12 protein-coding genes and 1 tRNA gene are annotated in these 12,676 nt (G+C 69.1%); 12 read left to right on the top strand and 1 reads right to left on the bottom strand.

The genetic code is table 11. From position 1 onward, the window contains the following. Window positions 1–222 precede the first annotated feature (222 nt). From ACHFFZ_RS05110 to proB, 6 genes are all read left to right on the top strand, one after another. The gene (locus ACHFFZ_RS05110; RefSeq protein ID WP_394275582.1) at window positions 223–3,177 is read left to right on the top strand and encodes an Rne/Rng family ribonuclease; all 2,955 of its coding nucleotides are present in this window, start codon (window positions 223–225) and stop codon (window positions 3,175–3,177) included. A gap of 180 nt (window positions 3,178–3,357) precedes the next feature. Continuing rightward, on the top strand, window positions 3,358–3,666 hold the full coding sequence (gene rplU, locus ACHFFZ_RS05105) for a 50S ribosomal protein L21 (protein WP_394275581.1): 309 nt from the start codon (window positions 3,358–3,360) through the stop codon (window positions 3,664–3,666). Window positions 3,667–3,676: 10 nt separating this feature from the next. Further along, window positions 3,677–3,943, top strand: a complete 267-nt coding sequence (gene rpmA, locus ACHFFZ_RS05100; RefSeq protein WP_394275580.1) for a 50S ribosomal protein L27 — start codon at window positions 3,677–3,679, stop codon at window positions 3,941–3,943. Window positions 3,944–4,082: 139 nt separating this feature from the next. Then, the gene (locus ACHFFZ_RS05095) at window positions 4,083–5,435 is read left to right on the top strand and encodes a hypothetical protein (RefSeq protein WP_394275579.1); all 1,353 of its coding nucleotides are present in this window, start codon (window positions 4,083–4,085) and stop codon (window positions 5,433–5,435) included. Window positions 5,436–5,527: 92 nt separating this feature from the next. After that, window positions 5,528–7,114: a GTPase ObgE gene (obgE, locus tag ACHFFZ_RS05090; protein ID WP_394275578.1), complete on the top strand. Its 1,587-nt coding sequence runs from the start codon at window positions 5,528–5,530 to the stop codon at window positions 7,112–7,114. Then, entirely contained in the window at window positions 7,114–8,229 is a 1,116-nt protein-coding gene (proB, locus tag ACHFFZ_RS05085) for a glutamate 5-kinase (protein WP_394275577.1), read from the top strand. The genes obgE and proB overlap by 1 nt, the downstream gene beginning before the upstream one ends. A 29-nt stretch (window positions 8,230–8,258) precedes the next feature. Here the strand turns inward: proB and ACHFFZ_RS05080 are convergent, their stop codons facing one another. Next, window positions 8,259–9,215 carry a hypothetical protein gene (locus ACHFFZ_RS05080; RefSeq protein WP_394275576.1) on the bottom strand — a complete coding sequence of 319 codons (957 nt, stop codon included), beginning with the start codon at window positions 9,213–9,215 and terminating at the stop codon, window positions 8,259–8,261. A gap of 56 nt (window positions 9,216–9,271) precedes the next feature. On the opposite strand from ACHFFZ_RS05080, the gene ACHFFZ_RS05075 reads away from it, so the two are divergent. From ACHFFZ_RS05075 to ACHFFZ_RS05050, 6 genes are all read left to right on the top strand, one after another. Further along, the gene (locus ACHFFZ_RS05075; RefSeq protein WP_394275575.1) at window positions 9,272–10,522 is read left to right on the top strand and encodes a glutamate-5-semialdehyde dehydrogenase; all 1,251 of its coding nucleotides are present in this window, start codon (window positions 9,272–9,274) and stop codon (window positions 10,520–10,522) included. Window positions 10,523–10,541: 19 nt separating this feature from the next. Further along, window positions 10,542–10,664 (top strand): hypothetical protein, encoded by a 123-nt coding sequence (locus tag ACHFFZ_RS05070; RefSeq protein WP_394275574.1) that lies wholly within the window; start codon window positions 10,542–10,544, stop codon window positions 10,662–10,664. Between the two features lie 8 nt (window positions 10,665–10,672). Further along, a complete protein-coding gene (gene nadD, locus ACHFFZ_RS05065) occupies window positions 10,673–11,416 on the top strand; it encodes a nicotinate-nucleotide adenylyltransferase (RefSeq protein ID WP_394275573.1) in 744 nt (247 codons plus the stop codon). Continuing rightward, window positions 11,413–11,787: a ribosome silencing factor gene (gene rsfS / locus ACHFFZ_RS05060; RefSeq protein WP_394275572.1), complete on the top strand. Its 375-nt coding sequence runs from the start codon at window positions 11,413–11,415 to the stop codon at window positions 11,785–11,787. Before nadD ends, rsfS begins: the two co-directional genes overlap by 4 nt. 15 nt (window positions 11,788–11,802) lie before the next feature. Beyond that, complete coding sequence (locus ACHFFZ_RS05055) at window positions 11,803–12,465, top strand: histidine phosphatase family protein (RefSeq protein ID WP_394275571.1); 663 nt, start codon at window positions 11,803–11,805, stop codon at window positions 12,463–12,465. Between the two features lie 49 nt (window positions 12,466–12,514). Next, window positions 12,515–12,587, top strand: a tRNA-Ala gene (locus ACHFFZ_RS05050). The last annotated feature ends 89 nt before the right edge of the window (window positions 12,588–12,676 follow it).

Here is a 12,676-nt window from a genome sequence, read left to right as displayed (position 1 = left end):
ACCTGGTCGCGATCCCGACCGTGCCGGGCCGTGGTGTGTCATACTGGCAGGCAGGTAAGCAGTCACGATGACTGCTCACTCGGACTGGTGAGCACTGCCAACCGCGACGATCATCTCGACCGCGGGGCTGGGCCGGCCGGTCCGACATCCGCCAGCTTTTCAGTCGCCGCCCTTGAGGTTCGCGACTGACCAACCGCACCCAAGTGGTGCCGAGGAGCGCACATGCTCGAAGATTCATCCCTTGTGCCAGAAGACTCCACGATGGGGCAGGACGCGGCGCAGGAGTCCCTGCCGCAGGAGCCCCAGGAGTCGGCCCCCGTCGAGGCAGTCGAGAAGCCGAAGCGTCGTCGTTCGGCGAGCCGGGCTGCCGGCGCCCCCAAGCAGGTCGAGGTCGTCGCGGAGGTGCCGCAGACCCGCGCTGCCGGCAATGCCTCGGTCGTCGTCCCCGACGAGAATGACCAGCCGGCCGAGAAGCCTAAGCGTCGCCGCGCGACCCGCCAGGCCGGTGCCGCCGCGCCCGTGCAGCCCGCCGCCGAGGTCCCCCAGACCCGACCCGCCTTCGAGGTGGCTCCCGAGGAGGCCACGGCCGCGCCGGTTTTCGAGGAGCAGTCTTCGCCTCAGGCGTCCGCACTGGATGAGCCCGGATCGGACGAGTCCGTGCAGGACGAGGAAGCACCGGCCGAGGAGCCTCAGCCCGACTCGGAGCCGGTCGAGGACGAGCCCGCCGAGGCCCCCGCCCCGACCGAGAAGCCCGCCCGCGCTCGCCGCAGCCGCAGCCGTCGGACCAAGGACGAGCCGGGCGAGGCCGTCGCCGAGGCTCCCGAGCTGCCCGCCGCACCTCAGGAGCCCGCCTCCCAGCAGGAACAGCAGGCGCAGGGCACCGACCAGCTCGATGCCGCCCTGGCCGCGGCCACCGAGGCCGCCGCGAAGCGTCCTCGTCGTGCCCGCAAGGTGGCCGGGACCCTGGCCAATCCCTTCATGACGCCCACCACTCCCGTCGGTGAGGACGGCGAGGTCGACGCCAAGGCGGTGCTGGACTCGCTCGCCGCCTCGATCGCTCGCGGGGATTCCCCCGAGTCCGAAGCCTTGGCTGCCGACCCCGAGGACCTCGACGAGGCCATCGAGGACGACGAGCAGGAGCAGGCTGTCGCTGACCAGGCCCACAATGGCCCGGAGCAGGACGAGCACGAGCAGGACGACCAGGACGAGGATTCCGACGAGAACGACTCCGACGACTCTGAGGGTTCTGACGAGTCCGACGACTCCGGGGAGGTGGGCTCGCGTCGTCGTCGTCGCCGCCGTGGGGGTCGTCGTCGTCGTCGCTCCAGCGACCAGGACAGCGAGACCAATGACCAGGCCGACGACGGCCAGGAGGATCGCGACGATTCGGAGGACGAGTCCTCCGATGACGAGGACGGCCAGGACGATTCCGGACAGTCCTCCTCCAGCGGCTCGCGTCGCCGTCGCCGTTCCCGTTCGGGCCGCCACCGCAGCTCCAGCGACGATGATGACCAGAACGGCTCCGACCAGGGCTCGGACGATTCCGATGACCACGATGACTCGGATGACTCCGACCAGTCGGGTGACGGCACGCGTCGTCGTCGCCGTCGCCGCCGTCGCCGTGGTGAGGACGCTGGTGGCACCGATGACGATCCCAGTGATGTCGTCGTGCGCGTCCGTGAGCCGCGTCGGATTCGCACTGCCGCCCAGGCCGCGGACGAGGTGACCGGCATCGACGGTTCCACCCGCATGGAGGCCAAGAAGCAGCGTCGTCGTGAGGGCCGCGCCGCTGGCCGTCGCCGCGTGCCGATCCTGTCCGAGGCCGAGTTCCTGGCACGCCGCGAGTCGGTGAACCGTCGCATGGTCATCCGCCAGGGCGAGGACTACACCCAGCTCGCCGTGCTCGAGGACGACATCCTGGTGGAGCACTACGTCGACCGTGCCTCGGCCACCAGCCTCATCGGCAATGTCTACCTGGGCCGCGTCCAGAACGTGCTGCCCAGCATGGAGGCCGCCTTCATCGACATCGGTCGCGGCCGCAATGCCGTGCTCTACGCCGGCGAGGTCGACTGGGCACAGTTCGGCGCCGCGGGTGAGCACAAGAAGGTCGAGCAGGTCCTCAAGAGCGGCCAGACGATCCTGGTGCAGGTCTCCAAGGACCCGGTCGGCGCCAAGGGTGCCCGACTCACCGGCCACATCTCGCTGCCGGGCCGCTATGTCGTCTACTCGCCCGGCGGTCACCTGTCGGGCATCAGCCGCAAGCTCGCAGACTCAGAGCGCCACCGCCTCAAGGAGATCCTCGGTGACGTCGTGGACGACAACTCCTCTGTCATCGTGCGCACGGCTGCGGAAGGTGCCAGCGAGGAGGAGCTCCTCCGTGACGTGAACCGCCTCAAGGCACAGTGGGAGATCATCGAGAAGAAGGCCAAGCAGGGAAGCGCCCCGCAGCAGCTCTACGCCGAGCCCGACCTGACGGTGCGCATCGTGCGTGACCTGTTCACCGAGGACTTCAGCGAGCTGGTCGTGGCCGGCAATGGCGGGCCCGAGGACGCCTACGAGACGATCAACGGCTACGTGACCCACGTCGCCCCGCACCTGGCCGGGCGCCTCACCAAGTGGGAGACCGAGGCCCAGGGCGATCCCTTCGCCAAGTACAAGATCGACGAGCAGATCGCCAAGGCCCTGGAGCGCAAGGTCTTCCTGCCCTCGGGCGGCTCGCTGGTGATCGACCGCACGGAGGCCATGACGGTCATCGACGTCAACACCGGCAAGTTCACCGGCAGCGGCGGCAACCTGGAGGCCACCGTCACCAGCAACAACCTGGAGGCGGCCGAGGAGGTCGTGCGCCAGCTGCGGCTGCGTGACATCGGGGGCATCATCGTGGTCGACTTCATCGACATGGTGCTGCCCAGCAACCGCGAGCTGTTGCTGCGTCGCCTGGTCGAGTGCCTGGGCCGTGACCGGACCCGCCACCAGGTTGCCGAGGTCACCAGCCTTGGCCTGGTGCAGATGACCCGCAAGAAGATCGGCACCGGATTGGCCGAGGCTTTCACCGAGGAGTGCGAGGGCTGCGGCGGCCGGGGCTATGTTCGCCACGACCATCCGGTCGAGAGCCAGTCGCCCGCCGACGGCGGGGAACGCAACCACGGTGGACGTCGCGGTCGTCGAGGCCACTGATCCACCTGGCCGGCCGCCAGTTTGACCCTGTGCCAGACGCACCGGTAGAGTTGGCGGTCGGTCCGGGTTGTCGGCGTGGTTCACCACAGCTGTTCGCGCCAGGCACCCACCGCAAGTCTTTCAGCCGATCCCAGGTTGGCTGGATTTTTTCTCCATGACATCGAAGAGAGTAGGTCAGGCGTGTACGCGATCGTGCGCAGTGGCGGCCGCCAGCACAAGGTTGCCGTTGGCGACATTGTCGAGATCGACAAGGGTTCGGTCAAGGTTGGCGACAGCGTTGAGCTGGCTCCGATCCTTCTGGTCGACGGCGAGTCCGTCACCTCTGACAAGGCCGCCCTCGACAAGGCTTCGGTCAAGGCCGAGGTGCTGGGCGAGACCAAGGGTCCCAAGATCCGCATCATGAAGTACAAGAACAAGACCGGTTACAAGAAGCGCCAGGGGCATCGTCAGCAGTACACCCAGGTCAAGATCACCGGTATCCAGGGCTGAGGAGGCTGACATGGCACACAAGAAGGGCGCATCGTCCTCGAAGAATGGTCGCGACTCGAACGCTCAGCGCCTCGGCGTGAAGCGCTTCGGTGGCGAGCTCGTCAATGCCGGCGAGATCATCGTCCGCCAGCGTGGCACCCACTTCCACCCGGGCAATGGTGTCGGTCGCGGTGGCGACGACACCCTGTTCGCCCTCGTCGGTGGCAACGTGGAGTTCGGCACCCGCCGCGGTCGCAAGGTCGTCAACATCCTGCCCTCCGAGGTTGCAGCGAGCTGACGCTCCCCGCGGAGCAATCCGCACTGATCCATCTGCCGAGGGGCGGTCCCACAGGGACCGTCCCTCGCAGCATGCCCGCACCCCCTGGCCCAGCACGTAGCCTTGGGGCGTCGAGGCCGTCGCCGGGAAGGAGCGCAGGGTGCGTCGCAGCAGGGCAGTGGCAGCAGCAACCGTCACCACCGTCGCGGTGGCAGGGGTTGGTCTGGCCGTCGCCGACCCCTTGGGCCTGCGTGATCGTCCCGCCCCGAGCGCGGCCGACGTGTTGCCCGAGGGCGTCGCCTCTTTTGTCGAGGTGGACCTTGAGCCCGAGTTGGCCCAGCAGATCCAGATGGCCGACTTCGCCCGTCACGTCCCCGGGCTCGCCTCGCGGCTGCCCGGGATGGCGGGTGGTGACGTGAAGCAGCACCTGGCGACAGCAATCGTCCGGCAGGCCGGCTGCCGCGACGTGGACTACGCACGCCAGCTGGAGCCGTGGCTGGGGGAGCGTGTGGCACTCGCCCAGCTGGACGACCAGACCCGGGTCCTTGCGGTCCAGGCGACGGACGAGCCCGCTGCCCGACGGGGGCTCCCTGCCCTGCTGTCCTGTGCCGGCTGGTCCAGCGGTCAGGTCCTCTACTCCGACGGCTACCTGGTGGCATCCAACACAGCCGGGGGAGCGGGCGAGGCGCTGTCCATGGCGACCCGCGGCGTCCTGTCGTCGAATGCCTCCTACGAGTCCGACACCAGACGGCTCGGCCCGCGTGGTGTGGTCACGGCCTGGGCCTGGGGTGGTTTGGCCGCTGAGGCGCTGCAGCGGACGGACGCGTCCAGCGGGGCAGCGACGCTGCGCTTCGCCGACGGTGCGCTCGAGGCCAAGGTGGTGGCGCGCTCGCGCCAGGACCTGCCCACCAGCACCTCGCACCCCAAGGTGGCCGACCTGCCCGCCGACACCAGCGTCGCGGTGGGAATCAGCGACGGCGCCGAGCGGGCGGACTGGCTCTGGGAGTCACTCGAGCGGCTGGGCGTGCGCGGGGACCTCCAGCGAGCAGCCACCGAGCGTGGCCTCGACCTGCCGCAGGACCTCGACCTGCTGCTGGGCAAGGACTCCCGCTACGCGCAAGCGCCTGGCGGGGCGGGGGAGTCACTGACCGTCACGGGAGACCGCGAGGGGCTGCAGCGGCTGGTCTCCGGTGGCCAGCTGGACAAGGACGGCATCGCGGTGCATGCCGACAAGGACGACACCATCCTCACCGCCGACACCGATCGAGCGCATGAGCTCTCCGATCCCGACGTGACGCTGGAGGAGGACGGGGACTTCCGTGCGGCCGTCGCCAGGCCAGACCATTCGCAGCTGACCTTCTTCGCCGACCGGGACGGGATCGAGCGGCTGCTCCTGCCGCGCCTGGGTGCACAACAGCGCGCGGAGTTCGTCGACGTGAAGGCCGTCGGGCTCAACACCCATGTGGAGGACGACGACTACCAGGTGGCCGTCGGACGGGTCGTCGTCGGCTGACCGCTGACCCACAGGCTCGACAGGTACACTTGGGTGGCTCATGCCCTGTCCATCGGGGCAAGAGCACTCCAACTCTGCAAGAAGGATCCACCATGGCCATTCCCTCCTTCGTCGACCGCGTGACGCTCACCGTCATTGCCGGAAAGGGCGGACACGGCTGCGCATCCGTCCATCGCGAGAAGTTCAAGCCGCTGGGCGGCCCCGACGGCGGCAACGGTGGTGACGGCGGCGGCGTCGTGCTGCGCGTCGACCCCCAGGTGACCACCCTGGTCGAGTACCACCGCCAGAGCGTGCGCAAGGCCAGCAATGGCCAGCCCGGCTCGGGTGACCACAAGAACGGTTCCTGCGGCGAGGACATCGTGCTCGGCGTGCCCGAGGGCACCATCGTCACCGATGCCGAGACCGGCGAGGTGCTCGCCGACCTCACTGGCGACAACATCGAGGCGACCGTCGCGGCCGGTGGCCGTGGCGGCCTGGGCAATGCAGCCCTGGCCAGTTCCTCGCGCAAGGCGCCCGGCTTCGCCCTTCTCGGTGAGGAGGGCGAGGAGCGCAAGATCATGCTCGAGCTCAAGGTGGTCGCCGACGTCGGCCTGGTGGGCTTCCCGAGCGCCGGCAAGAGCTCGCTGATTGCCGCGATCAGCCGCGCCCGGCCCAAGATCGCCGACTACCCCTTCACCACCCTCATCCCGAACCTCGGTGTGGTCGTCGCCGGCGACATCACCTACACCGTCGCCGACGTCCCCGGCCTGATCGAGGGCGCCAGCATGGGCAAGGGCCTGGGCTTCGACTTCCTGCGCCACATCGAGCGGTGCCAGGCAATCGTGCACGTCGTCGACTGTGCCACCTTCGAGCCGGGCCGTGACCCGTTGAGCGACCTCGACGTCATCGAGGGTGAGCTGGCCGCCCACGGCGGTCTCGAGGACCGTCCCCGTCTGGTGGCGCTCAACAAGGTGGACATCCCCGACGCCGCCGAGATCGCCGAGATGGTCAAGGCCGATGTCGAGGCGCGCGGGTGGAAGACCTTCGTCATCTCCACCAAATCGGGCGAGGGACTCAACGGCCTGGTCTTCGCGATGGCCCAGCTGGTGGCCGAGCGTCGCGCGACGCTGCCCGAGCCCGCCCCCCGCAAGATCGTGATCCGCCCCAAGGCCGTCGCCCAGGCCGAGCCCTTCACCATCAAGAAGATGGGCGACGGCATGGGCGGCTTCGTCTGGCGAGTGCGCGGCGAGAAGCCGGAGCGCTGGGTCAAGCAGACCGACTTCAACAATGGAGAGGCCGTCGGCTACCTGGCCGACCGTCTGAACCGTCTGGGGATCGAGGACAAGCTGCTGGAGATCGGTGCGCGTCCCGGCGACGGCGTCGCCATTGGTGCCGGCGACGACCCGGTGGTCTTCGACTTCGCCCCGCAGGTGGAGACGGGCGCGGAACTGCTCAGCCGTCGTGGGGAGGACCAGCGCCTCGAGAACGAGCGTCCGGCCGCGGCCAGGCGGCGCGAGCGGGATGCCGAGTACCAGGAGCGTCGTGGCGGCTTGCACCGTGATGCCTGGCGCAGCGTCAACGCCGCCACTGACGGCTTCTACGACGGCAGCGACTTCGACTCCGACGACAACGGGTTCGAGTCCGACTATGCAGCCACGGGGGAGTCGACGGCCGACGACGCGGACCAGCAGGAGGACTGATGCGCAAGGCCATGCGAGGGGCCCAGCGCGTGGTGGTGAAGGTGGGCTCGTCCTCCCTGACCACCGCCGAGGGTGGCATCGACCCCGGCCGAGTCCAGCGACTGGTCGATGCCCTGGTGGACGTGCGGGCGCGTGGCACGCAGGTCGTCCTGATCAGCTCGGGCGCCATCGCCGCCGGCCTGGCCCCGCTCGGTCTCACGCACCGCCCCCGTGACCTGGCCACCCAACAGGCCGCCGCCTCGGTGGGCCAAGGGCTGTTGATGCACGAGTACACCCAGCGCTTCGGCCAGCACGGCCTGCGGGTCGGGCAGGTGCTGCTCACCGTCGATGACCTGACCCGCATGAACACCTACCGCAATGCCCGCCGCACGCTGGAGACCCTGCTGCGCCACCAGGCGGTGCCGATCGTCAACGAGAACGACACCGTGGCCACCCACGAGATCACCTTCGGTGACAATGACCGTCTGGCTGCCCTGGTGGCCCAGCAGGTGCGCGCCGACGCCCTGGTGCTGCTCAGCGATGTCGACGGCCTCTACACCGCGCACCCCGACGATCCGGGATCGCAGCGCATCGTCGAGGTCAGCGACGTTGACCTGCTGGAGGTGGACACCCACAAGTCCGGCACGTCGATCGGCAGTGGTGGGATGACCACCAAACTGCAGGCGGCCCGGATCGCCTCTGGTGCGGGGATTCCCGTTGTGCTGGCGCGCGCCGACCAGGCCAGGCCCGCATTGGCTGGGGAGGATGTCGGAACGGTTTTCGCAGCCGTCGGCCGGCCTCGGCCGCGCCGCCTGCTGTGGCTGGCCCATGCCACCAGTGCCAGGGGCCGGCTGCTGCTCGACGAGGGCGCGGTGGCGGCCGTCACCCAGCGCAAGGCCTCCCTGCTCGCGGCAGGGGTCACGGCCGTCGAAGGGGATTTCGTGGCCGGCGACCCGGTCGACCTGGTCTCACCGGTGGGCAAGGTGGTGGCCCGTGGCCTGGTCGGTTTCAGCAGCCACGAGCTGCCTGAGATGCTCGGACGCCACAGCCAGGAGCTCGCCGAGCACCTGGGAGCCCAGTTCGAGCGGGAGGTGGTGCACCGCGACGTGCTCGCGGTGCTGCGCCGTCCTCGCTGACCGTTGCACTGCGACCCGTCCTGCGCGACTCAGGAGGGCAGTAGTGTGCCGACACCAGCGGCTTCGGCAGCTGATGCCACGTGGCCGGCGATCACCAGGTCGCTGCTGCCATTGCCCAGGTTCTGGCACAGCAACCTGCCGGTGCCGCGGGGCTGGCTCAGGGCCGTGCCGGTGAAGTCCGAGGGCAGTGGGTAGTCCGGCGAGAGTTTCGTGGGGGCGAGTGCACGGAACTGTTCCACGTCGTCACTGACGAGCCGGGCCGTGCGGGCCAGGTCCGGCCCGATGCAGCTGGCGTAGTCCAGCGGCAGGAGGAGTGCTTCCGGTCTCACCAGGTCGGGGTCGAGGCGGGTCCCCTCCAGTCCGATGGACAGTCCTGTGACCAGCACCGACGAGGCGGCCACGGCATCTTCGCGGTCCGTGGCCATGCGGGGGCGCAGCGTGGACAAGGTCTTGGCGGCCCAGTCGGAGAGTTCGTCGAGTGCCTCGGGGCGACGCCCCCAGACCAGCACGTCGGTGAACCCCAGCGCGTCCAGGACCGCCAGGTGTGAGCGTGCCTGCTCGCCGGTGCCGAGGAAGCAGACGGTCTCGTCACGACGCGCGAGGGCGTCCAGACAGGCACCGGTGACGGCAGCGGTGCGCAGCGCGGTCAGGGCACCGGCCTGCATGATGCAGCGCAGCGCACCGGTCCCGGCGTCGACGAGGAAGAGCAGGCCCTGGGCGGTGGCGAGGCCACGGCCCGGGTTGTCGGGGACGATGGAGACCCACTTGGCCCCCACGAGTCCCTCCTCGAGGATCGCGGCGGGCATGGCATTGGCGAAGCCGGCGCCGGCCAGCTGGATGGTCGGCTTGGGTGGCACCTGGGCCGTGCCATCGGCGCGCGCGAGCAGTGCCCGGCGGGCCAGCGCCACTGCGATGAGCGGATCGGGCAGCAGGTGCTCCACCTGGGCTTCGCTGAGGAAGCGTGCGGGGACAGTGTCGTGGCGCATGTCCACCACACTGTCCAAGCCCAGAGGTGCCTGTCCAGCCCGACTAGGATCCCTGCATGAGCCACAGCGACTTCCACGACCAGGCCCGCGCGGCACGCGAGGCCGCGCACGTCCTGGCCGGCCTCACCCGATCCCGCAAGGACCAGGCGCTGCATGCGATGGCCGCGGCCCTGCTGGCCGCCCAGGACGAGGTGCTCGACGCCAATGCCGCCGACCTCGAACGTGCCAAGGCTGCTGGCACGGCGCAGTCGATGCTCGACCGGCTGGCACTGGACCCTGCCCGACTCGAGGCGATGGCGCGTGGGCTGCAGGACCTGGCGGCGCTGGCCGACCCGATCGGTGAGACGCTGCGCGGTTTCTCCACTCCGGACGGGCTGCAGATCAGCCAGGTGCGGGTGCCGCTCGGAGTGGTGGGCATCATCTATGAGGCGCGCCCCAATGTCACCGCGGATGCTGCCGGCATCTGCCTCAAGAGCGGCAATGCGGCCCTGCTGCGAGGCTCATCCTCGGCGCTGGAGTCGAACCGGACGGTCGTGGCGGCCTTGCGCAACGGGCTGGAAGAGGTTGGCCTGGATCCGAACACCGTCAACCTGGTGGAGGGGGGCCGTGAGGTGACCGGTGAGATGATGACCGCCCGCGGGCTGGTCGACGTCCTCATCCCCCGTGGAGGTGCGGGCCTGATCGAGGCGGTCGTCACCGGTTCGACGGTGCCCGTGATCGAGACCGGCACCGGCAACTGCCACCTGTTCGTCGACGTGGATGCCGACCAGGACATGGCCCTGCGGATCATGCTCAATGCCAAGACCCAGCGCCCCAGCGTGTGCAATGCGCTCGAGACGGTGCTGGTGCACCGCAAGGTGGCCGAGACCTTCGTCCCGCGGATGGTCCAGGCCCTCACCGCTGCCGGGGTCACCGTGCACGGCGACGAGTCCGTCACCTGTCTGGAGCCGGGCGTGGTGCCCGCCGGGCCGGGGGAGTACGACGCCGAATACCTCTCGCTCGACCTCGCGGCCCGCGTCGTTGCGGACGTGGACGAGGCCGTTGACCACATCCGGGCGCACAGCTCCGGGCACTCCGAGACGATCATCACGGGCAACCTTGTCACCGCAGACCGGTTCGTCTCCACGGTCGACGCGGCTGCCGTCCTGGTCAATGCCTCCAGCCGCTTCGTCGACGGTGGCGAGTTCGGATTCGGGGCCGAGATCGGCATCTCCACCCAGAAGCTGCACGCCCGCGGGCCGATGGCGCTGGCAGAGATGACCTCCACCAAGTACGTCGTGCGAGGACAGGGGCATGTGAGGGCCTGAGTCCGCTAGGCTTCTGCCCATGTCCATGGTTCTGCTTGAAAGCTCCCTGCCCACGTGGATCGCTGGCGCGGTCGCGATGGTGATGTTCCTGGTGGCCCTCGCCTTCCTGTTGAATGTGGGCGGCAATCGCCCCCACTGCTGATCAGCCGCGTGGCTGACGAGACCTTCGGCATCGCCCACGCGCCCACCGATCGACGGTGGCGGCTGGGGGTGATGGGCGGCACCTTCGACCCGATCCATCACGGTCACCTGGTGGCCGCCAGCGAGGTCGCTGCTCGTTTCGGGCTCGACGAGGTGGTCTTCGTGCCCACGGGCGTGCCGTGGCAGAAGAAGGGCCGGGAGGTCTCCATGGCGGAGGACCGGTACCTGATGACGGTGATCGCCACCGCCTCCAATCCACAGTTCAGCGTGTCCCGGGTGGACATCGACCGCCCTGGCGACACCGTGACGGTCGACACCTTGCGCGACCTTCGCCGGCTGCGCGGCGACCAGGTGGACCTGTTCTTCATCACCGGCGCTGATGCCCTGGCCAAGATCCTCACCTGGCGTGGTGTCGACGAGCTGTTCACGCTGGCGCACTTCATCGGCGTGAGCCGTCCAGGCGTGGCCCTGGGCGAGGAGGACATCTCCCACCTGCCCGATGACAAGGTCACCCTGCTGGAGGTCCCCGCGATGGCGATCAGCTCCACCGACTGCCGCAAGCGCATCGGCGAGGGGCTTCCCATCTGGTACCTGGTGCCCGACGGCATCGTGCAGTACATCGTCAAGCGTGGTCTCTACGCAGCGACGCAGGCCCGGCCCGAGCCCATCGACACCGGTGCCACCCCCGACGAGCTCGGCGAGCGCGCCGCTCGTGAGATCGAACGACTGAAGAAGGACGAGGAGCCCGCGTGAGCGCAACCGACCAGGCCATCAGCACCGCAAGGATCGCCGCCCAGGCGGCGGCGGACAAGCTCGGCAGTGACATCGTCGCCTTCGACGTGAGCGAGCAGCTGGCCATCACCGACATCTTCCTGGTGGCCAGTGCCCCCAATGAGCGCCAGGTGGGCGCCATCGTCGACGGTGTCGAGGAGAAGTTGCTGGAGCAGCAGGTGAGGCCGACCCGCCGCGAGGGCGACCGGGAGAACCGGTGGGTGCTCCTGGACTACCTCGACGTGGTGGTGCACGTGCAGCACACCGAGGAGCGTGAGCTCTACTCACTGGAACGGCTGTGGAAGGACTGCCCCCGGATCGACCTCGACCTCGACCAGCCCGAGCAGGACTGAGCAGGACTGAGCAGGGTGACCTCGAGCATCGTGCACGACACCGGGCCGGTCACCCGGCTCGTGCTGCTGCGCCACGGACAGACCGACTGGAATGTCGAGGGTCGCTTCCAGGGCCAGCTCGACGTGGGCATGAACCAGACGGGCCGGGAGCAGGCTGCCCTCGCCGCGCCGCAGGTGGCGCAGCTGGCGCCCGAGGTGATCTACTCCTCTGACCTTCAGCGGGCACGTGAGACCGCCGAGACGGTGGGGCAGTTGTTCGGGCTCCCGGTGGGGCTGGACGAGCGGCTGCGCGAGATCAACGTGGGCAGCTGGGGTGGCCTGACCGGCGCCGAGATGGCCGAGCGCGACCCGTCCTTCGCCGAGGCCCTGCGGGAGGGGCGCGACTTTCGCCGTTCGAGCGAAGGGGAGACCTCGCACGAGGTCGGCCTGCGGATGCGCGCTGCCCTTGAGGAACTTGCCGGTCGCCATGAGGGCAGCACCGTGCTGGTGGCCTCCCACGGCCTGGCCCTCCGGATGGCCACGGGCTACCTGTTGGGATGGGACTTCGCGCACAGCTGGCAGCTCGGGCCGGTCTCCAATTGTGGCTGGTCGGTGCTGGTGCGGGGCGCTGGTCGCCCGTGGCGGCTGGAGGCCTACAACCGGGTGGCCCAAGTTGCGCCACCCGTTGTGGGAGTGTAAAGTTTCACCAGTCGTCAGGCGCCGGAAGGTGCCAAATCGACTCCCATCTGGGGCTATGGCGCAGTTGGTAGCGCGCTTCCATGGCATGGAAGAGGCCAGGGGTTCGAATCCCCTTAGCTCCACTGAGTACCGCGGTACTCGAAGCACGACCGGCAGCAGTGAAAGCAGTACCCAAGAGCAAGACCTTTGGGGCTATGGCGCAGTTGGACGA

The sequence above is a fragment of the Luteococcus sp. genome (genome assembly GCF_043424415.1).
Taxonomy (GTDB): domain Bacteria; phylum Actinomycetota; class Actinomycetes; order Propionibacteriales; family Propionibacteriaceae; genus Luteococcus.
This window is presented reverse-complemented; position numbering and strand designations above follow the sequence as displayed.